At 47.0% G+C, this 24,576-nt stretch carries 31 protein-coding genes; 3 read left to right on the top strand and 28 right to left on the bottom strand.

The window, feature by feature from the left end; genetic code table 11:
- Nucleotides 1–56 precede the first annotated feature (56 nt).
- The 4 genes from HNP82_RS04205 to HNP82_RS04190 all read right to left on the bottom strand — a co-directional run bounded on the left by HNP82_RS04205 (nt 57) and on the right by HNP82_RS04190 (nt 2,226).
- A complete protein-coding gene (locus HNP82_RS04205; RefSeq protein ID WP_243164629.1) occupies nt 57–626 on the bottom strand; it encodes a hypothetical protein in 570 nt (189 codons plus the stop codon).
- 12 nt (nt 627–638) lie between these two features.
- A complete protein-coding gene (locus HNP82_RS04200) occupies nt 639–1,091 on the bottom strand; it encodes a LytTR family DNA-binding domain-containing protein (RefSeq protein WP_183771825.1) in 453 nt (150 codons plus the stop codon).
- 193 nt (nt 1,092–1,284) lie between these two features.
- A complete protein-coding gene (locus tag HNP82_RS04195) occupies nt 1,285–1,557 on the bottom strand; it encodes a helix-turn-helix domain-containing protein (protein WP_183771823.1) in 273 nt (90 codons plus the stop codon).
- An 18-nt stretch (nt 1,558–1,575) separates the two neighbouring features.
- Nucleotides 1,576–2,226 (bottom strand): GOLPH3/VPS74 family protein, encoded by a 651-nt coding sequence (locus HNP82_RS04190; RefSeq protein WP_183771821.1) that lies wholly within the window; start codon nt 2,224–2,226, stop codon nt 1,576–1,578.
- Nucleotides 2,227–2,510: 284 nt separating this feature from the next.
- Between HNP82_RS04190 and HNP82_RS04185 the strand changes: the two genes are divergently transcribed.
- Entirely contained in the window at nt 2,511–3,122 is a 612-nt protein-coding gene (locus HNP82_RS04185) for a recombinase family protein (protein WP_183771819.1), read from the top strand.
- Nucleotides 3,119–3,895, top strand: coding sequence for a class B sortase (gene srtB, locus HNP82_RS04180; RefSeq protein WP_183771817.1), 777 nt, complete (start codon nt 3,119–3,121; stop codon nt 3,893–3,895). The genes HNP82_RS04185 and srtB overlap by 4 nt, the downstream gene beginning before the upstream one ends.
- Nucleotides 3,896–3,943: 48 nt before the next feature.
- Here srtB and HNP82_RS04175 read toward each other — a convergent pair whose 3' ends face one another.
- Entirely contained in the window at nt 3,944–4,270 is a 327-nt protein-coding gene (locus HNP82_RS04175; RefSeq protein ID WP_183771815.1) for a helix-turn-helix domain-containing protein, read from the bottom strand.
- A 130-nt stretch (nt 4,271–4,400) separates the two neighbouring features.
- On the opposite strand from HNP82_RS04175, the gene HNP82_RS04170 reads away from it, so the two are divergent.
- Nucleotides 4,401–5,222: a hypothetical protein gene (locus tag HNP82_RS04170; RefSeq protein WP_183771813.1), complete on the top strand. Its 822-nt coding sequence runs from the start codon at nt 4,401–4,403 to the stop codon at nt 5,220–5,222.
- A 184-nt stretch (nt 5,223–5,406) separates the two neighbouring features.
- Here the strand turns inward: HNP82_RS04170 and HNP82_RS04165 are convergent, their stop codons facing one another.
- The 23 genes from HNP82_RS04165 to HNP82_RS04055 all read right to left on the bottom strand — a co-directional run bounded on the left by HNP82_RS04165 (nt 5,407) and on the right by HNP82_RS04055 (nt 24,502).
- Nucleotides 5,407–5,892 (bottom strand): hypothetical protein, encoded by a 486-nt coding sequence (locus HNP82_RS04165; RefSeq protein WP_183771811.1) that lies wholly within the window; start codon nt 5,890–5,892, stop codon nt 5,407–5,409.
- A gap of 46 nt (nt 5,893–5,938) precedes the next feature.
- Nucleotides 5,939–6,757, bottom strand: coding sequence for a class I SAM-dependent methyltransferase (locus HNP82_RS04160; protein ID WP_183771809.1), 819 nt, complete (start codon nt 6,755–6,757; stop codon nt 5,939–5,941).
- Nucleotides 6,758–6,832: 75 nt separating this feature from the next.
- A complete protein-coding gene (locus tag HNP82_RS04155; protein ID WP_183771807.1) occupies nt 6,833–7,351 on the bottom strand; it encodes a hypothetical protein in 519 nt (172 codons plus the stop codon).
- A 35-nt stretch (nt 7,352–7,386) separates the two neighbouring features.
- A complete protein-coding gene (locus HNP82_RS04150) occupies nt 7,387–8,235 on the bottom strand; it encodes a class I SAM-dependent methyltransferase (protein ID WP_183771805.1) in 849 nt (282 codons plus the stop codon).
- Between the two features lie 262 nt (nt 8,236–8,497).
- Complete coding sequence (locus HNP82_RS04145; RefSeq protein ID WP_183771803.1) at nt 8,498–8,890, bottom strand: RrF2 family transcriptional regulator; 393 nt, start codon at nt 8,888–8,890, stop codon at nt 8,498–8,500.
- 39 nt (nt 8,891–8,929) lie between these two features.
- Entirely contained in the window at nt 8,930–9,349 is a 420-nt protein-coding gene (locus tag HNP82_RS04140) for a hypothetical protein (protein ID WP_183771801.1), read from the bottom strand.
- Entirely contained in the window at nt 9,349–10,053 is a 705-nt protein-coding gene (locus HNP82_RS04135) for an ABC transporter ATP-binding protein (protein WP_183771799.1), read from the bottom strand. The genes HNP82_RS04140 and HNP82_RS04135 overlap by 1 nt, the downstream gene beginning before the upstream one ends.
- A gap of 40 nt (nt 10,054–10,093) precedes the next feature.
- Nucleotides 10,094–11,272, bottom strand: coding sequence for an ABC transporter permease (locus tag HNP82_RS04130; RefSeq protein WP_243164628.1), 1,179 nt, complete (start codon nt 11,270–11,272; stop codon nt 10,094–10,096).
- Nucleotides 11,273–11,359: 87 nt separating this feature from the next.
- Nucleotides 11,360–12,625, bottom strand: coding sequence for an ABC transporter permease (locus HNP82_RS04125; RefSeq protein ID WP_183771795.1), 1,266 nt, complete (start codon nt 12,623–12,625; stop codon nt 11,360–11,362).
- A gap of 15 nt (nt 12,626–12,640) precedes the next feature.
- Entirely contained in the window at nt 12,641–13,765 is a 1,125-nt protein-coding gene (locus HNP82_RS04120; protein WP_330599429.1) for an ABC transporter permease, read from the bottom strand.
- A 556-nt stretch (nt 13,766–14,321) separates the two neighbouring features.
- Nucleotides 14,322–15,107 (bottom strand): ABC transporter permease family protein, encoded by a 786-nt coding sequence (locus HNP82_RS04115; RefSeq protein WP_183771791.1) that lies wholly within the window; start codon nt 15,105–15,107, stop codon nt 14,322–14,324.
- Nucleotides 15,104–16,021 carry an ABC transporter ATP-binding protein gene (locus tag HNP82_RS04110; protein ID WP_183771790.1) on the bottom strand — a complete coding sequence of 306 codons (918 nt, stop codon included), beginning with the start codon at nt 16,019–16,021 and terminating at the stop codon, nt 15,104–15,106. The genes HNP82_RS04115 and HNP82_RS04110 overlap by 4 nt, the downstream gene beginning before the upstream one ends.
- Nucleotides 16,022–17,140 carry a helix-turn-helix domain-containing protein gene (locus HNP82_RS04105; protein WP_183771789.1) on the bottom strand — a complete coding sequence of 373 codons (1,119 nt, stop codon included), beginning with the start codon at nt 17,138–17,140 and terminating at the stop codon, nt 16,022–16,024. It lies immediately after the preceding gene.
- Between the two features lie 373 nt (nt 17,141–17,513).
- Complete coding sequence (locus tag HNP82_RS04100; protein ID WP_183771788.1) at nt 17,514–18,731, bottom strand: hypothetical protein; 1,218 nt, start codon at nt 18,729–18,731, stop codon at nt 17,514–17,516.
- A complete protein-coding gene (locus HNP82_RS04095) occupies nt 18,715–19,425 on the bottom strand; it encodes an ATP-binding cassette domain-containing protein (protein WP_183771787.1) in 711 nt (236 codons plus the stop codon). The genes HNP82_RS04100 and HNP82_RS04095 overlap by 17 nt, the downstream gene beginning before the upstream one ends.
- A gap of 5 nt (nt 19,426–19,430) precedes the next feature.
- A complete protein-coding gene (locus HNP82_RS04090; protein WP_183771786.1) occupies nt 19,431–19,601 on the bottom strand; it encodes a hypothetical protein in 171 nt (56 codons plus the stop codon).
- Between the two features lie 168 nt (nt 19,602–19,769).
- Nucleotides 19,770–21,056: a sensor histidine kinase gene (locus tag HNP82_RS04085; protein WP_183771785.1), complete on the bottom strand. Its 1,287-nt coding sequence runs from the start codon at nt 21,054–21,056 to the stop codon at nt 19,770–19,772.
- Nucleotides 21,053–21,772: a LytR/AlgR family response regulator transcription factor gene (locus HNP82_RS04080; protein ID WP_183772099.1), complete on the bottom strand. Its 720-nt coding sequence runs from the start codon at nt 21,770–21,772 to the stop codon at nt 21,053–21,055. The genes HNP82_RS04085 and HNP82_RS04080 overlap by 4 nt, the downstream gene beginning before the upstream one ends.
- A 329-nt stretch (nt 21,773–22,101) precedes the next feature.
- Entirely contained in the window at nt 22,102–22,353 is a 252-nt protein-coding gene (locus HNP82_RS17810) for a hypothetical protein (protein ID WP_207720547.1), read from the bottom strand.
- Nucleotides 22,354–22,414: 61 nt separating this feature from the next.
- The gene (locus HNP82_RS04070; protein WP_117493285.1) at nt 22,415–22,843 is read right to left on the bottom strand and encodes a helix-turn-helix domain-containing protein; all 429 of its coding nucleotides are present in this window, start codon (nt 22,841–22,843) and stop codon (nt 22,415–22,417) included.
- Between the two features lie 265 nt (nt 22,844–23,108).
- Entirely contained in the window at nt 23,109–23,468 is a 360-nt protein-coding gene (locus tag HNP82_RS04065) for a sensor histidine kinase (RefSeq protein WP_207720546.1), read from the bottom strand.
- A gap of 26 nt (nt 23,469–23,494) precedes the next feature.
- Nucleotides 23,495–23,968, bottom strand: a complete 474-nt coding sequence (locus HNP82_RS04060; RefSeq protein WP_183771784.1) for a hypothetical protein — start codon at nt 23,966–23,968, stop codon at nt 23,495–23,497.
- Nucleotides 23,969–23,992: 24 nt separating this feature from the next.
- The gene (locus HNP82_RS04055; protein ID WP_183771783.1) at nt 23,993–24,502 is read right to left on the bottom strand and encodes a helix-turn-helix domain-containing protein; all 510 of its coding nucleotides are present in this window, start codon (nt 24,500–24,502) and stop codon (nt 23,993–23,995) included.
- Nucleotides 24,503–24,576: the final 74 nt, after the last annotated feature.

Raw genomic sequence — 24,576 nt, 5'->3', positions numbered from 1 at the left:
TTCACCTATATACTACGTTTTCAGCAGCAAATACTACATCAAATTGAAAAATTTTTTTATTTATTGTCATCTAATAACTGTATCCTTAATACTTCATTGATCACTGCAGGGGATGTTTCCTGAATTTCTCCCCTGTAGGTGACTGAAATCATATCCCCGGCTTCCAACTCTGAGAAATCCAAAGGCGTATTGTGCCATTCCAGCGATGTTTCCCCAAAAACAGAAAAGGAAAATTTCCCACGATAATTGATGTCATTCACAGATAACCCTTTGACTGTAATTGTATTGCCGTCTTCCAGCGTCCCGGAAATCTCAGTAATTTCGGCATAGAACGTTTGCTGCCCCCAACTTTCTCCCCCGTCATCCTGTGATGAGGCCGCGTTCTCCATTCGGTCATAGGCTGTTTTATATCCCACAAAATAACTGATGATCGTTGTCGCAATGAGAACCAGTATGGCAGTGATCAGCAAAACATAAAAAGGGGAAACCATTGTATGGGCTGTTCGCTTTCCCTCTTTTACGGCGCGGTTCACATGCCTTTTATAGAGCTGGAAGTAGATTGCTGACACAGCTGTAACGATCGCAATCGCCCCCAGGACCATAACAAAAAAGTATGGAAAATTCATTTTGATACCTCCTTAAATTCCCAGCCATTCTTTAAATATATAGTAATAGCTTCTTGTTACATCAACTTTTCTGCCATTGCTCATCGTCAATATAAATTTCATAGAAAGTGTGGGGGTGATCGTCTTGATCTTATCCCTGGCGATGATCACTGAATGGCTGATCCTTAAAAATCTGGCCGGGTCCAGCTGACCCTCGATCCTGTACAGCCGGTCCACCGCCTGATACACTTCATCTTGTGTATGGACTTCAATAAAGTGTCCAAAAGATTCAATGGAAACAATCTCACGGGTAGATAAAACCATCCGCTCATTTGTTTTTAGATTTTTTACCATAAGATGATCCTCAAAGCAGCTGCGTTCACTTATGATCAAATCTGCATTTTCATCAATCTCTATTCCATGATCCAAAAGAGCATCTTTAATTTTCTGATAACGCTCCCGGCTGACACATAGCTTTACTTTCAAGCCATTGCCTCCTCTCCCTGTCTCTGGCGTATCTCCGCGCCATCCCGTTACACTCCAAGGGCGTTTCCTAAAACGAAAAACGGCCTTTGAATACAGTATAACTGCAAACAAAAACCGTTTCAATGAATCCGGAATACTTTACAGTGAGCGCGGCACAGATTACAGTCACTTGGGCCATAGACCATAAGCACTTTTAAAGATTCTTATACTTTTCCTGCAAAATCTCTTTTATCTGAGGAATGGTTTTCTTTTGATCCCGCAGCCCCTTAATATAGGCAATGCGCTCTACCGTTTTTTCTCTTGGATACCGGCGTGTCAGATTTGAACCTTCCTGAACGAAGGGGATAAAGCCCTCCTCCGTATAAAACTTCAGTGTACTGTACCGTGTTTCAGTCAACCGCACCAGTTCTCCAATGGTGACATACTCCGATGCCATGATAGCCTCCATGCTCCTCTGTCTCGACATACTGCACACCTTCCTTCATCAGGAAATTGCCACAATAAACATAAGGAACAGAGTGTCGATATACTCCGTGGCCTTGTGGATCAGCTCATTCTGGGGATTCTCCTTAATCTCAGCCAACCGCTTCTTCAAAGCCTGTTTTTCATAAGAAGAAAAATACCTCTGCAAATCCTGACTTTTGTTCAGCAAAGCCGTTAAGACTACAATATCCTCAGAAATCTCCCCATCCTCCAAAAGTTCTGCACGGATATTCTGTACAATATGGTCCACATCGGCTTCATTGGGGATATAGAGTGTCTTTCCATTCATAAAGCCGCCTTTTTCCTTCCGGACACAGCCCAGTTCTGCCAGAGATTCTCCAATATCTTCCACCAGTCCATTGATATATTTATCTGTAAAGTTGAAAGAAAAGTATTCTATGACGTTTTCAAATTTTACCGGCTGCTTTTTTACAACAATATCATACACCTGGCGCAGATAGCTTTTCTCCTCCGGCAATGGTGCCTGAATGGACAGTTTCTTCCCGTCAAAAGTTAAAATATCCTCCATCAAAAGTTCCAGCACAGCGGAAGCTGCCAGACAGGTTGTCTTCTCCATTTCAAGACTTGAAATTTTTCCGTTTTTCTTCAGGATACATAAAAAATATTGTTGAGTCGTTGATAAATTTTTCATAGCGACACCTCCATTGATATATCTTACTTATTTCTTATCACTTATCACTTACTACTTACGATATAAATATATTCTATTCTTTCCGCTTTGTCAAGTATTTTGTAAATCCTCCTGCTCATTCGTGTAATATATCAGGTCCGTAAAGGTGTACCTTTACAGAGTGCTTCCAAAAGGCTATTTCAGGCCCAGCTTAAGCGTCTGAAAATTCCGCTTTTTTATTTACGGACATATCTGTAATAGAAAGAACCTTTACAGACACTTTATGCACAAAGGGGATGCGTTTATTGAAAAAGACTTATGGTTATGCCCGGGTCTCCTCTCGTGACCAACATCTGGACCGGCAGATCAAAGCACTGTTGGACTGCGGGGTGGCGGAACGGGACATTGTCACCGACAAAATCAGCGGCACCAGTCTGGAACGTGAAGGATATATGGCGCTCCGGAATACGATGCTTCGGGATGGGGACACTCTGATCATCAAATCCTTAGACCGTCTGAGCCGAAACAAACAGCATATCTTGCAAGAGCTGCGCCATTACAAGGAACATCACATACAGGTCAAAGTGATTGATCTCCCTACAACGATGATCCAGTTGCCGGAAGGACAGGAATGGGTATTTGAAATGATCAATAATATCCTGATCGAAGTGCTGGCCAGCATTGCCGAACAAGAACGGCTCACCACCCGGCAGCGTCAGGCTGAGGGAATTGCTGTTGCCAAGGAAAAAGGAACACATCTGGGGCGGCCGGCGGCCACCTATCCACCAGACTGGGACCAGATTTACACCCTCTGGAAAAAGGGTACGATCACTGCAGTCCGCGCCATGAATGATCTTGGCCTAAAACGCAGCACGTTCTATAAATTGGTACATCGGTACGAGGAGGGATTGCAATGAAACGCTGGCTTCTGATCTTCTCTTTGACTCTTTCCTTAATCCTTTTGGGTATTGGTGGCTGGAAGTTTTACCAATACTGGAATGAAAATGACCAAAGTGATACGCTTTATTCCAGTTTAGAGGTCTATGTGAAATATCCTGACGAACAGCCGGAATCCACACTGCCAGAGGAAGACGAACCCACATCGGAGATTCTGGAAACAGCAGCTCCGTGGCCAGAGGTAGATTTTGCTTCGCTCCAGCAGACCAATCCCAATATTGTTGGCTGGCTCTACAGCGAAGGCACTCCTATCAATTATCCGGTTGTCCAGGGGACTGATAATTCCTATTACCTGACACATTTATATGACGGCACTTACAATGCCAACGGCTGCTTATTTCTGGACTGCCGGGTAAACCGTGACTTCTCCGCCTTCCACTCCATCATTTATGGGCATTATATGAGAAGCGGCGCCATGTTTGCGTCTCTGGCCGGATACAAGGATCAGTCTTATTATGAGGAGCATCCGACACTGATGCTGATGACTCCGGATAAAAACTATACTGTTGCGCTTTTCGCAGGTTATGTGGCGAGCGTTGATGATCCGGCATGGGAGGTGGTATTCTCTGATGCCTCTGCATTTGAAGCATGGCTGATTCAGGCTCAAGAGCGATCCACTTTTGACAGCAGCGTAAAACCAACAAGTAATGACCGGATTCTTACACTCTCCACCTGCAGCTATGAATTTAATAATGCACGATATGTGGTGTTGGGGGTTCTGCAGGAACAATAAAATTTTATTCATTTTACGGGAATAGCCAGCCGGGATCGGCTGGCCATTCTACTCGTCTTGATATTCTAATACCGCTTTGATCATCGCCAAAACAAGCGCTTGTTTCTCTGGAGAAACGCTTTTCCAAAGTTCTTCGATTTCCCGAATCGTACTGATTTCATTTTCCTCAAGCTCATCTTGCAAAAGATAATCCGGCGAAATTCGCAACGCCCTGCACATATCTATAAATACCGGCAGGCTTGGCATTTTCGCACCGCCTTCAATCTGTCGGAGATAAGTCGCATTGATGCTGCACATTTCCGATAACCGGTCAGCAGTTAGCCCACGCGCCTTCCTTGCAATATTGATACGTTTCCCTAATCCATTCTTTCCCATCGTTTACACCTATATATTAGCTATCAGTTATTATTTTGTATACTTTAAGACTATAATATGATTGTTGTTTAGAATAGATTCTGATAGACTATAATATATGAGCTATCAGCTTTTTGGAAGGGAGTTGCCTATGCAAAATGTGTGGAAGAAAATAAAAGAAAAATGGCTGGACTATTGGCAGGACGATATGCTGGATAGAACCAAAACGCACTTAAGTCAATATGATAAGCGCTCTTTACTTTATGGCGGGTTTATGGTCGGTATTACGACTGTCCTTCTTTGCTCACTCGGCATCTTTATCGGTAATTCATGGGCAGATAAACGAAATGATAAGGCTATGGAAGAGATTCTATGGACACTTGCTGCCTATATGGCACTGGCAACAGAAGATGAGTATGAGCAAATAGCCCAGACCATTCGGAACGATTTGGTCTACAGCCAATATGGCCAAGATGTTGAAAATCTTATTCAGTACATACCAAATACCGCAGATGGCTGCTGTTTGGAATGTGACAGCTACATGAATCGTATTCACCTTGTTTTCTTAAATACTGGGGAAACTTATGGATTAGATGTGTTTGATTCTTATGAGCCTATTGAAAATCAGCGAAACAATAGCAGTACACAAATAAACTTTGGATATGATGAAATCAGCGAAGCACACATCACGATTATGAAAAGTCCAAACAGAAACAGTGGTTCAGCCGATATTGATTCTGGCCGGGGAATCGTGAGCGCCCACAAAATGAAAAGCTATTTTTGTGATGATTGTATCCATGACATATTGGAAGCCGTTGAGGATGTGTTTTTAGACGAGGCCGTCATCTTTGATGCTGAAGAAAAGAAGTTTTATCCAATAACAGAAGGAGATTTACAAATTGGAGACTATGAATTACATACATACTATAGAAACAGCGGTTATACTATCGACATAAAATACATCGGGAACTGAGATAGAATTTTTAATATACGAGACAGAGCAGGCCTTCTGGTAAAACGATTGCGGTAATTTTACAAAACGACTGGGGTAATTTTAGATCACACCCAGCCGTTTTTTGATTCAGAGTTAACAATTCTTGAAAGAGATTCCCCTGCGAATATTGAACCCAATCTGTTCTATATCTTTTTTCAACTGATCAGAAAATAGCTGTCAGCGCTCCTACCGCAAGACAGGCAGGCAGACCAAGAGCCATGCCAATACAGGACTGTCTGATATGAAAACGATAATCCCTGTATTCTTCCATATCCTCTGTCCCCGGTATCCTCACCTTTTTAGAATGGCAGAACCAAAGGCAGTCAAGAATAAGCGCGTCATACCAGTCGATGATCAGCCAGATCAGGTAAGAATCCCGAAATCCTTTCCAGAACGTATTTGCTCCATTAAACTGTTTCAGAATAAAAGCAAAGACAAACACAAAAACAAGCAGTGCGGTTCCTTTCCGAATGATGTCCGCCCTTGTAAAGCGTTGTTCTCTTTTTTCAATCAAGCCTAATTCGATACACTTCTCCCGTATGGCCGGGGGATAATCCCCCACTGAGATAAGGGGATTTTTCAGTGTCAGCGGCACGATCAAAATTGTGAATAACAGGATTCCGATCAGACTCTCTATCATTACCACCATGTATATCTTTCCCCTCCTTGTTCATCAACCCGTGCCTTGTTCCATCTCACTTTCTTCCCACCAACATTCTCGACTCGCCAAGCATCATCATGGCCGCCCGGCGGCGTGAGCCAAATGCCTCTTTGGCAGTGTCAACAAGGCGTACTTCCTCATATCCCATATCCCGGAGTTTTTGGGCAAACGCCTCCATATCCCCGTACATTCCCGGCTTCATCTCATCGTTGAGAGCAAAGACGCCGCCCTTTTTCAGCACCCGCAGAGTCTCCAGCAGCAGCTGCTGTTTATCCGCTCCGGTAATATTGTGATACACATAATTGCTCACCACAGCGTCAAAAGAGCCATCCGGGAAATCCAGCTTATTGGCATCGCCACGGCAAAAGGTACACCGGTCCCCTGCCCCTTCACTGACAGCGTTTTTCTCGCAAAGAGCCTGACTGTAGTTGTAAACAGGCGCCCAGTAGTCAATTCCGACAACCTTTGTCTCCTGCCATGTGAGCGCTGCCCGGATGGATAATGCTCCGGAGCCGCATCCTACATCCAGCAGTGTTCCTTTGCCGTCATAATCCATGTGGGACAGGATCGTCTGATGCACCCGCTCCATGATCCTGCCGCCATCAAAGGCATACTGCCGACGAATCCATGTGATCCAGCCAAGGAGCGCCAGAAGCCCGGCCACGATGATTACAAACAGAATACCCGGCACAAAAATATGGAACACAGCAAATGACAGTACCGCCAGCAGCGCTGCCAGAGCTGTCAGCCCGCCCACCATATAAAACACCGGGTTTGACATCCAGCTTCCGTAGTCTTCCCCATGAGTGCCAAGACGGATCGCTTTTTGAGATTTTCCCTGCAGTTCAGACATAACTTCCCTTCTTTCCTCTTTAACAAATTTAATTGCTGTTACTATAGTCTCATCCTTACTACAATAGTCTCATCCTTACGATGATAGTCTCACTAACAAAACTCCCAGTCCTGCCTGAAGCAAAGCCATCACCGGACAAAGAAGCAATGGCCACTGGAGCAGATGTTCCGGCAGGGCATAGCTTTTCATCCATGCCTTGAACTCATAGCCGGGATGTCCCTCGGTTCCGGGAATAATAAACCGCTTCCTGCATTTTTTCTGGATCAGCCAGACATCTAAGAAAAACAGGTCCGCAAAGCCGATCATCAGCCACTGGATATAACCGTGCAGCGCCATCCAGCCGAATCCCCGGGTTCCGCCTTCCATCATGCTGACCGAGCCATAAATAATCAGGGGCAGGATTTCTCCGAAACAGATCCAAAGCATATAAAACCGGTTCTCCGCTTTCGTGGGAGGTTCCGGCGCATCCTTAATAATGGATGGGGGATAACAGGGAAACATCAATCGGGGGTTGTATATCGCCACAGCCGCAGCGAACAGATTAAAATAAGCTGCCATCATAAAACCATCCAAAACCATGCGTATCCAGTTCACTGTCACTCCTCCCTCCACAATATTCTTATCCAGCTTTACTTTGTATCAAAATCTATCCGCACGATCTGCAAATGCAGTGGACCATCAGCGATTTTAGCCAGCAGGCGATGAACAGGTTTAATGCCCAATCCCTCCAGCTTTTCATAGCCCTGCATATATCCACGGCTGGAAACCTTTAAATTCTCTGCCCAGCGGACCAACTCCTCTTTGGCATGTGCCACTGAAAAATAGGCTCCCACATCCTGAATGTCTGCCTGTTTCACCCAGGTTTTCAGCATCAGCTTTACGGCAGTTTTGCCGGCGGCATCAAAAACAAGCCTTCCACCGGGGAAGCGACGGGACATAGCAGCAACCATCGTCCGCACTGCTTCTGCCTGAAAATAATAAAATACCCCAGCGGCAAACAACACTGTTCCATCTTCCGGATCACTGTCAATGGCAGCCATCCATGCAGGATCATTCAAATCCAGCGCCAGATTTTTCTCCCGATCTCCCGCCGGAAGCAGCTGATTCCTCACCCTGATGACATCCGGCAGATCAATGTTATATATTTTACAGCTTCCATTGTCACAGTTCCGTCCAGTGCAGTCCAAGCCACAGCCCAGGTTGACCACAGCGGCATTGGGATGGGACAACAGATAATCCCTGACCTCCCATGCCATATCCTTCTGCCGCATCGCTGTCTCCATTGCGCCGAACTCCTGCATCAGCCCGGCTGACCGCCTCTCCAATTCTGAAAAATCATAATCTATGCGTTTCATCAGCCCGGCCGCATTTTCATCCTGAAACAAATGGGGATACCGCTGCGAGCATAACCAACGTCCATATAGTGGGATGACCAGTGTTTCCTGCACCGTGTTTTTCTCGATCTTATACTTCTTCATTGCTGCTCCCATAGGATATATCATAATATAAACAGGCTCTATAAATTTATTATAGTTAGCAATAACTAACCTGTCAAGAGATCCCTTTTACGATTTATAGCTGGCCATACTGCGTTAAAATATTACACAAACGGATTGATTTTCTCTGAACCCTATAAAAAGTTTAATCGTCTGACGAGCCATGAGCGGCTGGCATGAATCCGGCCGCTCATAGCTTACTGCTGCTCTGACGCAAATATCTATATAATATGTCGAAAATAAATCATTTCCCCAGCAGCAATTTACTAATTGTTGTTTTACGGAGTTGTTCTGAAAACTGACTTCCAAGATCCCGATATGTTTGCTCCAAAAGCTGAAATTCCGTTTCTGTTGCTTCGTCGGAGCGGAAAGCAGTTTGCTCTGCTCTCCGCTCCATCAGCATAATAATGTCCAATAAACAAATTTCTTCCGGCGGTAAAGACAGCTTGTATCCTCCCGATGAGCCATAGGTAACTGTGATCATTCCGGCGTCACGCAGTCTGGCTCCGATCTGCAGAAGATACCGTGTGGAAACACCGATCATTCTTGCCAGTTTAGATGAAGAAACCGGTCCTGCAGCATCGGCCAAACATATCATCATTCGGATCGCATAATCGGTTGATGCGCTGACCCACATTTCTTGCCCCTCCTCTCTTTCCGCAGGATAAACATCTCTTTATTTGCCCTGCTCTTTGAACCCCCAGACTTCTAAATCCACATCGTCTTCCTCTGTCTCATCCTCCTCTGCAGAAACAGAGTCCTGAAGATCTGCCGGTGGATCAAGCATATACTGGGTGGTCTGATCCGGCATTTCATTTTTAACCGCAGACAGTTTGCGGACGGTAAAACTGCAAAATGCCATGGCTGCTGCAAGAGCAATATATTGAACACAGCTTGTAAGATAAAGGTTTATAATAGCCAGTTCATTTCCCTGCACGGGAACTCCCTGTTCAAGCTGCAGAGAAATGTTTTTATGGCAGGCTCCAAGAGACACCATGGCTGTAACCAACAATATTCCTGCAAGAACGGCAAAAACTATGGAAAAGATATTCCCCTTTTTAGAAGGTTTCACGCTTCGATTGTTGTCCCTTTCCATCAACGCCCCCTCCTTTCACTGCGGGAAGTATTGTTTCTTCGGGATCGTGGCTGTGCAGAAGGATCGTCAATACGCTCCAGCACCTGCAGCTCACCCTTTTTCAGCCGGAATACCACATCGGCCTGTTTCGCCAGTTCACCGGAGTGGGTAACGACCACGACACACTTGTTCATCTTATGGGCGCTCTCTTTGAGGATTTCTGTGATGTCCTGAGCGGTATCCTCATCCAAATTTCCAGTCGGCTCATCTGCAAGGATCACCGGAGCCTCGCTGGCCAAAGCACGGGCGATAGCCACCCGCTGCTGCTGGCCGCCGGAGAGCTTCAGCACATTCCGCCTGGCTTCTTCTTTCGTCAGCCCCAGGCGCTCCAGAATGGGCAGCGGTGGCAGCTTGGAAGTCAGCGACACATTCTCCGCAGGAGTCAGATAGTCGATGAGGTTATATGCCTGAAAGATAAACGCCACATGGTTTTTCCGGTGATCGGAAAGGCCCGTCCTGGCAATGTCCTGCCCGTCAAAATAGATCTGGCCGCTGCCGGGGCTGTCCAGGCCGCCGATCAGGGAGAGCAGGGTGGTTTTGCCGCAGCCGGAAGGCCCCAGGATGGCGTAAAGTTTGCCCTGTTCCATTTCGGCGTTGACGCCTTTTAAGACTTTCTTTTTATTATCGTAGGAATATCCCACTTGCTTGATTTCCATGATACTCATCGTAATTACCTCATTTCGTTATTTTAGGGGGTGGATGGTCTTATTCCATCTGAGACAAAATCTGCTTGGGCTTCAGCCGCATGGTCGAGATACTGGACACCAGCACCGCCACCACCAGCAGGACGCCGCCCACAATAGCCACCAGCATAAAGTGCTCCGGGGTGACGATGACATTCTGCGCTGCCTTGCCAAACAGCGTTCCCAGGGCGCCGGCAACCTGCTTGCTGGACAAATAGGCCAGCGGGAAGGCCACCACTGCGATCAGCAGGGTTTCCAGCACATATTGTAGAATCACCGCAGGCTTGGCAATACCTACCGCCAGCAGGATTCCGGTTTCCCGTTTCCGGCTGCGGATGGACATGGAGAGAATGAGAACGAACAGCATCATGCTCACCACAGTAATCACCACGATCAGCATCGTAATCAAAGTAGCCGTATCCGCAATAGAACTGGAAATGCGCTCGTACACTTCATTGTTCACGGTGATGTAATAGGAGTTCCAGTCGATAGAGGTGCTGTTCTGCACTTCCTGTACGATACTTTCCAGCTTGGCGGCGTCGGAAACGAAGAAGTCAACGGAAGTAATCCCATTTCCCTCACTGGCCGTATAGGGCGTAGATATGGCCGACATGGTATCCATATCCACAAAGATGTATTCCTCGTAATCATAAAATGTTGAGGGTCTTGCCATAGTAGCCTGTTCATCGTCATCATCTGCAATGACCTCAAACAAACCGACAATTTCACACTCTACCAGCGGATCATCTGGGTTCCCGTTTTTAATTTCGAGCGTATCGCCAAGGGACAACCCATATTTATCGGCAAGACCTTCGTACAAGATGATTCCGCCATTGCCATCTGTCACATGGCGGCCTTCTGTCAAACGCAGGGCTCCGCTAAGGAACAAAGGCGAATATTCTGAATCGAAGCAGCCTGACCCATAAAAAAGGTCTGCCACACCTTCCCGTTCATCCGTCCCTTTCATCAAAGTATCCTGATTATAGAGATTTACAATCGTCCATTGAGATGTGTTATAGGCCTCCACGCCGTCGATAGCGGCGATTTCCTCAATCATTTCGTCCGTGACAGGCTGCAGAGTATAGCCATTGTTGGCATTGACGGTGAAGCTGGCTCCTGTCACACCCCGCAGTTCCTCCGATTGTTCCTCCTGAGCGTCGGCAATCGCCAGCCCGGACAGCACCAGGGTGGTAATAGCCAAGAGTAGGAAGAACACCAGCAGTGTCTTTTTCCATTTTCTCGCGCTATATAAAATCGCTCGTATTCCTAAATTCATATTGCGCCTCCTTTACTCCATCTGCGCCAAAATCTGCTTTGGCTTTAACCGTATGGTCGAGATACTGGACACCAGCACCGCCGCCACCAGCAGGATACCTCCCACGATAGCCACCAGCATGAAATGCTCTGGCGTGACGATGACATTCTCCGCCGCCTTGCCGAACAGAGTTCCCAAAGTTCCCGCCACCTGCTTGCTCGATAGATACGCCAGCGGGAAGGCCACCACCGCGATCAGCAGGGTTTCCAGCACATATTGGAGAATGACCGCAGGCTTGGCGATACCCACTGCCAGCAGGATTCCGGTTTCCCGTTTCCGGCTGCGGATGGACATGGAGAGAATGAGGATAATCAGTACCATGCTCACAGCAGTAATGACAATGATGAGGGTGGTAATCAGGGTGCCGGTGTCAGAAAGGGCGCTGGAGATATTCTGATACACCTCGTCGTTGGCGGTGATCTTGTAGTTGTTCCAGTTGATCGAGGAAATGCTTTGCACTTCCCGAATCACATTCTCTAACTGGGCGGCGTCCGTGACATAGTAGTAGGCTTCGGAAATGCCCTCGCCATCTTCGCCCCAGCCCTTAATCAGGCCCTCGGCTGCGTCCATGCTGCAAAAAACATAGCTGGAATAGGCGTAATAGGACGCATCATCATACATATTCACTTGGTCGTCCTTGTCCGCCACCACATCGAAGATGCCTACGATCTCCATATCCACTTCCGGGGTGTTATTTTGCGGGTAGTAAACGCCTGTCAAGGTATCCCCAACCTTCAGCCCGTTCCACTCAGCCAGTTCCCGGCTGATGATAATGCTACCCGTCATATCATCGGTGATATGGGTGCCTTCCACCAGCTCAAACCGGCCCGACAAGAACAGCTCATGGTATTGGGAGTTGTAGGAGCCGTAGTTGTAGAAGCTGTAATTCTCATGGGCCAGTTCCTCACCCTTATCATTGAAGATACGGGGTAGGGTAATTAGAGTGGCATCATACCCCGCAATGCCATCCACTGCGGCAATCTGCTGGATCATGTCCTCGGACATAAATTCCTGTGTGCTGTAATTGCCGTTCCAGCCGCCCGTAGAGATGTCGCGCTCCACGGTAAAGCTGGCCCCGGTGGTTCCCCGGACTTCCTCGGCCTGTTCCTCCTGGGCATCGGCTATGGCAAGGCCGGAAAGCACCAAAGTGGTAATGGCCAGGAGCAAGCAGAACACCAGCAAGGTCTTTTTCCATTTCCGTGCGCTATATAAAATCGCTCGTATTCCTAAATTATTCATATCGCCTGCACCTCCTTAACTCATCTGCGACAAAATACTCTTGGGCTTCATCTTCATAATGGGATAGGCCGCCAGTGCGGTAGAGGCCACACACAGCACCATACCGAAAGCCCATACCAGTGCGTAATCCTCGGCGGAAAGAGCCACCTCGATCTCGGCAAGGCCCAAATCCTCGGCGGGTTCTTCTTCAACAGCTTCGCTTTCCCCGGTCAAGTCCACCGTTTCATAGGTTTCGCTTGTCACCTGGGAGAGCAGGCTGCTCCCGATCTGATGGGAAATGGCTGTGCTGGTGCCGAATGAAATCACCAGGGCGATGGCCGCCACAAGGATCACTTCCAGCAGGTATTGCAGCAGCACCGAGCCTTTGGAAATGCCCATGGCCAGATAGACGCCGGTTTCGTGGATTCGCCCACGGAGCCGCAGCGTCAGGAACAGGGCCAGCACCAGGAAACAGATCACCGATACCACCGCAATGGCGATAAAGACGATGTTCTGCAAGCCCTCCAAGGATTCCTTGGCGTTCTGATAGTCGTTGTCGTAGCGGGTCAGGGTGCAGCTCTCCCAATCCACGCCATCCAGTTCCTGCACATCAGTCATAATGCGCTCCAGCTCGTCCGGGTCGTTCACATAGAAATCCCCGTACTGGACATTGGTGGTTCCCTCCGTGCCGTAGAGCAGGAAAGAGGCGGTGGAGAGGTCGGTGAAAACGATATTGTCGTAAAGGTCATAGGACGGAGCCATGCCGATGGAATCCTGTTCTTCCGTATTGGTGAAGATCCCGGCCACCGTCACGGGGATGGTCTTATCTTTGTCCTCCACATTTCCCAGCAGCATGGTGTCGCCCACAGACAGGCCGTTGCGCTGGGCGAACTTCTCATGGATCAGCACCTGGCTGCCGGTTTCAGTGGTGATGGGGCTGCCCTCCACCATTTCAAAGCCGCCATCGGTGAAATAGCTGTCCTCCTGGGAATTGGAGTTGGCCACCACCCGTCCGGCGTTCTCATAGCCCTCCGGCACCTGGGCAGCGCCCTCGGTATTGATCGTAAGACCGTTCCCGTCTGCGTCAAAATAAGCAGCGTAGGTGTAGGAGCGCAGGGTGTACCTGCCGCTCAAACCATCCACATCAAGAATTTGGCTCACTGTATCCTCCGGGATGCCGTTTTCCAGCGTCTTGGCGTTGATGGTGAAATAGCCCAACAAGGCTTTTTTGATGTTGGCGTTGGCCGTTTCCGTGGCCGATTGAATGGAAAGGCAGGTCAGCATCAGCGTGGCCATAACCAGCAGAAACGCCAGCAGCGTGAGGGTCTTGCCCTTTTTGCGAATGGAATACAGGTAGGCCCGTTTGTACAGGTTCATGTCACAGCCACCTCATTTCCTTTTTGTAAAACCAGTGGGTTCACTTGTGTACCTCCTTTACAGTTGTTTGCCGAAGCTGTTTTTGGCTCCGGTGGTGTCCCCGTCTGCCGGGGATACCCTTATGGTACACTACGAAGGTGGAGTTAAGGTGGAGCCTGGATATTTTTTTGGTGGAGTTGACGATAAGGTGTAAAAAAATCGGCGGCCTTGATTTGTTCAAAGCCGCCGCAGCGATAAATAAGCATGGATATTGTCTGCCAGACGACGGTTTTTTTCTTTTTCCGCCGTCAGGCAGATACAAATTCGTATAGAAGCCAAATTATCTGTTGAATAACATCTCTTATTGCAGAAGTTTTTCGTAGGTGAATCGTCCCATAGATTTTTGCAAAAGAAACCAAGCGAGTATTGCGCAGACCGCACCGAGTCCGAGAAGAATCCAGACATTCATTAAGAGGACGCCGGTAAACTGTCCTGCTATAAACAGAATCAGCGGAATGATCAGAAAAACGGCAGCCTGCTGAGATTCCTCCACACTCTGCGCTTTGGCAGAACCGCGGACGATCAGGGTAACGGCAATCAGTGATATTGCGGGGGAAAGCAGCAGCATAACAACCAGCCAGCTTACGCTCGGAACCAGCAGCCTTCCCATCAGGAAAAACAATTCTGCTTCGATGACCAGGAACATAGCCGTAAAGGAGATCAGCGAGACAAGCATACTTAAAAGGAAAGAGGCCCACACTTTTGCCCGAAAGATCTGTTTGAGCGTAAGCGGGCAATAGAGCAATGTTTCAAGCGTATGGCGTTCCTTTTCTCCTACAAATGCGCTGGCTGCCATGATAGAAGCAGCCATGATGGGTATCATCAGGAAAAAGACCGGAAGTATATAATTTAATACCATGCCGGAAAGCGTAAGCTCCAGGCTTTCCGCCTGCGCGGCTTCAGGAAGCAGCGACAGCAGCTTCGTAATATCCGGGTCATCCGGTGCAAAATGAATAGCAATGACGAAAATAGATGGCAATACGATAGTCAATGCCAAAGGAACGATTAAAAGAGCGGAAAATAACCTGCGGTTACTTGCAACACCACGAAAATCCTTTTTTATGATCGCATACATAGCAGCCTTCATATCGCTCGATCCTCCTTTCTGCCTGCAGTCAGGGCAAAATAAATATCTTCCAGACTGGGTTCTATGAGATTTACAGAATAAATGTCCTCGCCGGCTTCTACAATCTTTCGTACCAGATCAGGGATTTCTTTTTTATCTTGTATTTGAGTTTCAAACTCATTGGCTCTGCGTTTGACAAAATTCAGCTTTTCAGGAACGGCCGACGCGCAGATACGAAGTGATTTTGAGGGAAATGCCTGGGTGCGTAATTCATCTATTGTGCCTGAAGCCAAAAGAGACCCATGTTCAATCAGTCCGTAGCGTGTGCAGATTTCCTGAGCATACCTGAGCTGATGGGTACAGAGGAAAACAGTGATGCCTTCTTTGCTGGCCAGATTGTGAATCATTTGATTGACATTCTGGGCGCTTTCCGGATCTAAGCCGGAAGTCGGCTCATCAAGAAACAGAACTTTCGGGCGATGCAGCAGCGCCCGCGCCAAAGAAAGTCTCTGCCTCATACCAGTAGAATAAGTCGCCAGTTTTCGGTCTTTCGCTTCTGTCAGCTCTAATTCCTTGAGCAGCGACTCGCCGCGCTGTTTTCCTTCTTTTTGTTCCAGCCCAAAGGCAGCGGCATAGAAGATCAGATTTCCCATACCTGTCAGATTATCATACATCTGTGCATGTTCGGTCACAATCCCGGACAGGAGATGGGCCTTTTCCGGTTGAGTGTTGGGATTAACGCCCATGATATCACAGGAACCGCCGGATGGAGCAAGGACTCCGGTAAGAAGTTTTACGGTTGTTGTCTTTCCCGCGCCATTGGGACCAAGAAAACCGAATACCTCTCCTTTGTTTAGGGACAGTGAGAGTTGTTTTAATGCTTCTTTTCCGCCAGGATAAGTTTTGGATAGTTTTTGTATGGTAACAGTCTCCATTTATTTTCCCTCCTCGTTTGCTCTCAGCCGATTGATCATGGCCTGAAATCGTGGGTTTTCTGCCAACGGAAGGAAGACAGGATTTTCACTGAGAGCTTGTGTCATACTGTGCCTAATCAGCGCTTCATCTCTTGGCGGAAAGGCTCCTAACATGAGTTCGCTGTCAAACCATTCATCCAGAAGATTGAAAAAGTTATCCCCATGAAGATGCAATGGATAAATATCACTGACGGCCAGATCCGTATACTGCGTGAGAATATCCAGCGCCTGCTCAATATCACCAAGCGCCAGCCACCCCTGAGCGATCGTAATATAGACTCCTAAAAGAATACTGGGATGCAGTGTTTTCACTTGAAAAGTATCCGCAATCTGATAAAATCGCTGACAGGCTTCTTCAAATTGCTCCGCATCGTTCAGACACAAGTTCAGATAAGAAGGGAACAGATCAAAGAAAGTCATCATCTCTTTGTAGATTCCGATCTGAAGGATTTTTTTTGCCTCCTTATCATTACCGGTCGCCCGATATGCAGAAGCCAGGAGCGGTTCAGGAGATCCAGCTTGCATTTCAACTGGCTCCAGAATATCTATGACTTCCGATGGGCGCTGGAGCTGAAGCAAACAAAATGCTTCCATTAACAGTGCCTCTTTTTGCAGATTTGGCTCATCTGCTTCGGATCTCACACGATGGAAACATTCCAGAGCTTTTTCCATAATCTGTGTCATTTGCTCCGGATTGGAAGCCTGCGCAATATGATTGACCAAAAGAGATCCTAATTGAAACAAGAGCGGATAGCAGGAATAATATTTCTTTACAATTTCAAGGCACTCGGCCAAGACCTCATCAAAGGGCAATACAGAAAAGTCCTTTGAAAGGCGGATATATAATTTCTGAATATCCTCTTTTTCCATCTGTGGCTGGTATCCGATCAACTCGTCAATGCTGATATCGAAATAAGACGCCAGTTGTGGCAACAGCGAAATATCTGGCAGAGACGATCCGGTTTCCCATTTGGAAACAGCTCCTTTTGAAACGCCAATATGAGCGGCCAGCTCATCCTGTGTGATTCCTCTTTTGTGACGATTCTCGATCAGGATGCGGCCAAGATTCATTTCCTTCATAATATTCACCTCGTGAGGTCATTATAAGGGAAAAAGATAGCAGATTCAATGGAGGCGTATTTCACTTTTCTCCGAAAAATCAACTGCCAGGAAACTTTCAAAAGCACATAGTGAAAAGGACAATGGGTGATATACAGTCCAAGACCTCCTTATCCGAATGTTTTTTTGATCTCGACCAATTCATGTCGGTTTTCCACCCAATTTTCTACATAACCGCAGTTACAGCAAACATAGCGGATCACGGGAATTTTCCCAAATAAGGTCATGTTTGTGGTATAGATATTGTTTCCGCTGGCGTATCGAGCAGGATTATCCGGCACTCGCACAATATTCTCCGAATGGCACTTCGGACAACACTTTGAATTTTTCATTGTCACCCTCTCCTTGTAACAAAAAACAAAACACAGCACTCCATCAGCAAAACAGCAACACATATCCAAAGGGCCAATGTCCATGTGCTTACAACTGCCGCAGCCAGCAGCATCATCAGCGGAACAAGATATTTGCGGGGATGATGCCACAAATCGCTTTCTGTTTTCCAATCACGGATTGGATGCTTCCATTCCAGAATCACCGACAAAATGGCGCTTTGCAGGGCGAACATAAGAAGCGTCCCCACATGGGCAAAATTAAGACCGCTGTTTACGATCTGCCAACTGCAAAGGTAAATACTGGCAACAATGCTGTTGACCGTAAAAATAAACAGGCAATACTTCCGGCAAAACCGCCCCGCCTGTCCGGGAAGCATACGGATCGCCTGTTCCAGATCCGGGTCGCAGGACAGCAGCGTACAGATTGGGGTGTTCAAGCAAAGGATCGCAAGGCCGATTGGGAACATATCCAGTCCTTGAAATCCGCCGAACAGCAGAGGCAGAAAGCAGGCAATCCCACACAGGCCCACGGTATTGATCAGATAACTCTTGTTTGCCATCAAATAGCGTGTCAGGTAAACGAACACACTTCCGGCGCGGCCTTTATGCCGGACAGTTCTTTTTGCAACGGCTGCACTGTAAAAGTCATAGGCATCTGCAAACGCCAGATACAGCGCCGCAGCCGCAAGGCTTGCCATTGACACGGGCAGCACCGCCGCCCACTGGCGTACCAGCACGATGACGGCCAAAATGCCAGCGGCCCAAAGGACCAGCAGAGCAGCAAGACCTTTCCGGCACATCCGATACCCCGCTGCCGTCACCGCGCACGCCATGCAGCCGCATAAGACCGCAAGCATGATTTCCCCTGCGCTCCATGAGGCAACAGCGAAGAACAGTGCCCAGATCAGCAATGTTTTTGTAATCAGAGTGTACGCTCCCAGCACCAGTACATAGGAAAAGACAAAGCTGCGGTTATCAAAGGGGAGCATAAACATCCCCTGCATTATTTCCATGTGCCGCCGCCCGGCAAGCATCTGCCACATGATACCGGCGGTAAAAAAGGTTGACGTCAGGCAGAGAATAAATGGCGCAATTTCAACTCGAAATTCAGCCGCATAGACCGCGGCAAACAGGATAACCGCGGCCATCAGGCTTTTTCTGGCGCTCTCATACTTTGAGCCAAAAAACTGTTTGGAAAGTGCTTTAATGATGTTCGTCATCGGCCAGCACCTCCCGGATGTTTCCGGCAGCAATCTTAGCGCCAGTGAATGTCTGGCTGATCCTGCCATGCTCCAAAACCAGTACACGGTCAGAAGTCAGACAAATGCTTTCTAAGATGTGGGACGAAAACAGGAGCGTCCCATACTGCTTATAACCGCCCATAAGCTGGTATAAAAACTCTGTGCTTTGAAAGTCCAGCCCGTTTACGGGTTCGTCCAAAAGCAATAGCCTGGGACGCAGGGCAAACGCTGTGATCAGATAGGCTTTTTTCAGATTTCCGGTGGACAGCTCCTTTAAGAGAACACTGGTATAATCCTCAAAGTGGAAGCCTTTTACCAGCCCGGTCACATCCGGCAGCGGTACGCCATAAGACGCAGCCACATACGTCAAATACTCGCGGAATGTGAAATACTGAAAAGACCGATCTTCTGCAAAGACAATATACCGGCTTCGCTTAAAAGCTTTATCGCGGAACAGGAACGGTTGACCGTTCCATGTGGCACGGTCCAAACGATAGTTTGGCAATAAACCGGCAACAGTTTTGATAAAGGTCGTTTTTCCGGCACCGTTCAGCCCAATCAGCCCGACAACTTCATTTGTCCCCAAATCCAGTGAAAAATCTGAAAGTACGGGATGATTGGCAGTATACCAGACGCTTAATTTGTTGAGGGAAAGAAGTGTCGTGCTGCTCATATCGCTTACCTCCGATGATCTTTTTCTTTCTTCCAGATAGAATAGGCGGAATACAAAAACACACCGCCGAGGAAGATATACAGCAAAGCAAACGGGATATTCATGGTGATAAAGCTGTAAATCATACAGCAGATAAAAACGATGCCGAGGATCAAACGAAAATAAAAGTGACGCATACAAACAACCTCCTATATTTCTGTATGTCATTGGGTTTCTTGTTTACAATGCAAGCATACACCAAAGACCCCCTGCGTGCGGTAATGTCCGCCAATGGCAGGTTTTTGACCACGAAAAAATGGCAGGCAGCTTTTAGGCCGCCTGCCATTGATCTATCGAAGCAAGGATTATGATGTTTTGACCGGCTGGAAAGACAGGGTGACAACGGATTGGAACACATGATCTTTGTAATCGGTGCGAATGGTTCCATCGTAGCGATCCGCCGCTGTCTGGACACTTTTCAGTCCCCATCCATGAAAGGCTTTGTCCTTTTTAGAAGTCAGCAGCTTTCCGTTTTCCTGTACGGGCGTGCTGCCATATCCATTTTCTACTTTGATAATGAGCATGGCGTTAATCCGCCGGATCGTAAGATTTAGAAAACGCAAATTCTCCGGGGCTGTTTTGGCTGCCTCCAAAGCGTTGTCCAGCAGATTTCCTAAAATAGTTGTCAAGTCCACGCTGCGGATATTGGTATTATGGGGATATTCGATATTGACCTTTGTTTTGATCTGCTCTTGCCCGGCCAACGCCATTTTACTGCTGATGAGATAATCAAGGGCTTTGTCACCCGTCCAAACAGTTTGTGAAATTTGCCGCACAGGGGTACGCAAGTCCTCACAATATTGTACTGCTTCCTGAATATCGCCCTGCGTCAGACATTGATAAATGGCCTCAATATGATTATGCAGATCGTGATACAGTTTGGCATTGTCCGCATAAGTACGGCGCAGCGCCTGATAATCCCGTTCTACGATTTCCGCCTGTTCCTGTTTTAGTTTTGCAATTTCCGCCTCCATCTCGCGCTGCTGGTTGACACGGTAAAACAGGATTGCAAACAGCAAGATAAGAGACAGAATAATCCATGTGCCGACCTGATCTTCGTTCAGCGGCAGGATGGTTTGCTCTGACAGGGTTACAGCGCCAAACATTCCCAAAATGACAAGAACAGACAAAGCCCGAAGTGTCCCTGCGTTTGGATGATCCTGCTTTACCAGTATGATCGCCCCAATGAGCATTAAAAGGCGTACCAGCCAGATACCGGCCAGGTATTCCATCGCATTGGGATTGATAAAATTTTCCGAACGGAACATAATGCCCAAACCCGCTTGCAGAAGGAAATCCCATAGCCCTACGCCGACTTCATAAAAGAAAATCAGGAACAGGCAAAGGTTTAATTTGTCCCGCAGACAATACCATGTAACCCCAGTGATTACCAGCAATTCGACGGTCAAAACACCGATCGTCGGCAATCCTGCCATTTGCAGAACTGTTGCCAGAACACCGCCAGCCCCAGACAAAAGCAGCAGCCTTCTTTCCGGCTGGAAGCCCATCGCCTTTGCCACAAGGAAAAGCCCCAAAAACAGGCGCATTTCATTGGTAAGAAGGTAGGAAATCGCTGAAATATACTCCATCATATATGCGCCCCCCAAAACTCATTGATTTTTTGCTTGACCTCCTGCAAGTGGGAACGACTGATGGGTAACTGCTCTCCATTTTTGAGAATAGCCGTACTGCCGCTGATTTTCATGATCTGGATGATGTTGACAATGTATCCGCGGTCAACAAAGATAAACTCCGGTGTATTCAGCTCGTCAAATACCTGCTGCAAGCTCTTGCGCACCTTGGAAATTCCGGCGCTGGACACAATGCTGGCGTTTTTGCCGTCCCGCTGGATATAGAAAATGTCCTTGTACGGAATCTTTTCCATACGGTTTGCCGTTTGGATGATGTACTCCTGACCGGCCTCCAATTCAATCAGCTTGGCGGCATCGGTCACGGCAGCGGCCAGCTTCACTTCCAGATTGTTTTTCGGCACATAGCGAAAGATAGACAGTTCAAAGGCATCAATGGCATATTCTGTGTGCGAGGTCACAAAAATAATTTTAACATTCGGGAGAAAGCCTTTAAGCTGCTGCGGGATTTCCATTCCGCTGATCCCCGGCATTTCAATATCCAGCAAAATCAAGTCATAGAAAAAGCCATCATCGGTTATGTCATAAAGCAGATTGCGGCTTTGGGTATAGGTTGTTATTTCATAGCCGATACCTTGCGACTGCAAGCAGGCTTTAACGATCCTTTCGTGCAGGGCAACGGCTTTTTCTTCATCGTCACATATTGCTATTTTTATCACATTCATCACCACATTTCTTCCTGTGCCAATCTGCTAATGTTTCTGTATTTGTTAGGAGCAGCCAAACACGCCCTACATTCATACCTCCGATAACATTTTTTATTATATTTCATTCGCCCAAAGAACACAAGGCAGGAAATATGAATAATAGAGTGTAAGTATAGGCTATGTCCAGAGGCAGCCATACGCCGAAAGAAAGAGGCCGAACGGCAACGGAAAAGACGCCTCCAGTCTACGCATTTAGGTGAATAAAATCCCATGAAAAAACGTCGGGCATGGTAACTGTTAGGTACACACCCGACGTTTTTTTATAAGACTTTATAGTACCATCACCACAAAAACGCCGTAAACTTCACACCGTTTTCCGTATTAACCATGTTGTGGATGATTTCATGGTGGTCCAGAATGGTCTTGGTGATATACAGCCCCAGGCCGCTGCCGCCGCTGTTCCGGTTCCGGGATTTGTCCAGGGTGGTCATCCGCTTTGCCACATTGCTGATACTAACCAGTGGCTTGGAGTAGTACCGGGAACAAACCACCGCCCCCATGACGGAGATCAGCAGAATCACAACGGCGATCAAGGGGGCTTGTTTTACAAGTGGTGTTTGTTTTATCGTTGAATAGTTCGGCTGGCTTTGCCATTCATTCCTCTATGTTTTGTATTTGATCGGTTATCTCTGGCTGATTGCTCTGATTGCCTTCATTGAGGTTTGGAACGCTGAAAAACACGGCAATGAAAATGTTTATTAAAACGATAGCCGCCAATATAATGGCAACGATTTTCCAGATACGGCGTGAGCGGCGATTTTTGATTGCAAGCTGCTCATTTATCCTTGATAACTGCTCTGCGACATCACTGGCGGTATTTTCATTTTCAATTTTTGCCCCCAGCAATTCGCTGACAGATACTTCCAATGTTTCAGCCAATCGGATAAGGGTATCGGCGTCGGGAACAGATAAATTTTTCTCCCACTTAGAAATGGTCTGTCGGACTACATGGAGCCTTGTTGCCAATTCTTCCTGTGAAAAGCCTTTTTGCTTTCTGAGAGTTTTTAAGTTTTCTCCAAACATTGTGCGTTACACTCCTTTGCTTTGATAAATCCAAAGTAACACATTAGCCCTCATACGGCAAGCAACGCAGATTAACAATAACGCAACTTCCCGTAAAAGAAAGGCTTACATTCAAAAGGCGCTGCGAGCATAAGAAATTAGGCTGAATGGCACCGGAAAATAAACTTGTTATCCACCCAAAGGCATAGATAATCCATAATAAAGCGCCGGATGTGCCACCCCATGAGATACGCATCCAACGCTTTTGAATGATAATATGGTGCCATCACCACAGAAATGCCATAAACTTCACACCATTTTTCGTATTCACCATATTGTAGACGATTTCGTGGTGATCCAGGATGGTTTTGGTGATATACAGCCCCAGGCCGCTGCCGCCGCTGTTCCGGTTTCGGGATTTATCCACCCGGTAGAAGGGCGTGAAGATGCGCTCCAAATCTTCCTCAGCAATGTGGACGCCAGTATTCTCCACGGAAAACACCTCGTCCTTTTGGGTGACGGTAATCACCGCGCCTACCGGCGAATAGGCCACGGCATTTCCGCTTACATTGGTGAACACCTTTTCCTTGAGCCAGTGATTTTCCCGGCTTGATAATACTGACGATCTAACATTACAAATCGACATGGAATCATACTTTTATTTTTTCATAGTTATTTTAATATAGCTTTATATCCATTGGTCTTATCACCGGTGATCGTAATAAAATATGATTCTCCAAAGTTGGCATCCCATGAGATAGGCTCTATATATTTTGTAATGTCATCCGGATAGATATTTTCATAATTGGGCGTTACATATTCGGTTATGATTCGGAACTGCATGGACAGCTCGAAAGTATCGGAAAGCGTATTGAGTTCGTCTTTATTCCATACCACAATGTTATCAGAATCATGCTTGATTAAAGACCCGTCCGCATTTGATATGCCTCCGCTGTATTCGTGACTGTCTGCGCGATAATCATAAACCAGTAATCCAATATCTTCTTCTGTATCTAATTGTATATGCAGGGCTATTTCATCAGCAGCAGGCACATATTCGTCTGGAACCGCTCGATAATAAACGATGAAAACCAATGCCAGCACAACCGCTATTGCAAGGATACTCCCGATGATTTTTTTCTTCATTTCAGAAACACTCCTGTTTACAATTCATTCTTTCTTAAATGTCAAGACAATTCCAACGATTGCCGCAAGAAAGAGAATCGGCGCTACTCTGACAAACAGCCATTCAAATGAATGAAAAGCCACTCCCAAAACAGCGGTTTCAGGGTCACTATAATCCCAACCCAAATAAGGGCTATTTACGATTCCCAAGGCTGCAAAACCTATGGTTATAATCGCGCACAGTGCAATAAGCAGCCAACGGATCATTTTCCTTCTCGTGATTTTTCTTTGCGCCAGTTGTAAATTTATGATCTCCAGTTTTTCAGAAATAGCTTTTAGGCGATCAACCTCTGTTTCAACAACAGTTTCTCCCAATAACGTGCTTACGGGGATTTCAAGCACTTCCGACAGGGAGATCAGCATATCCGAATCCGGAACCGACAATCCCTGCTCCCATTTAGAAACGGTTTGCCGCACGACGTTCAGCTTGACAGCAAGCTCCTGCTGCGAAAGTCCTTTTGATTTTCTGATTGCCTTAATATTCTCCGATAACATAAAAAACTCACTCCTTCACCTTAAGTTTGTACTGCTATTGTACGGAAAAATGCCCGTTGCCACAAGCAACGCAC

Source organism: Catenibacillus scindens, assembly GCF_014202115.1.
Lineage (GTDB): Bacteria > Bacillota > Clostridia > Lachnospirales > Lachnospiraceae > Catenibacillus > Catenibacillus scindens.
This window is presented reverse-complemented; position numbering and strand designations above follow the sequence as displayed.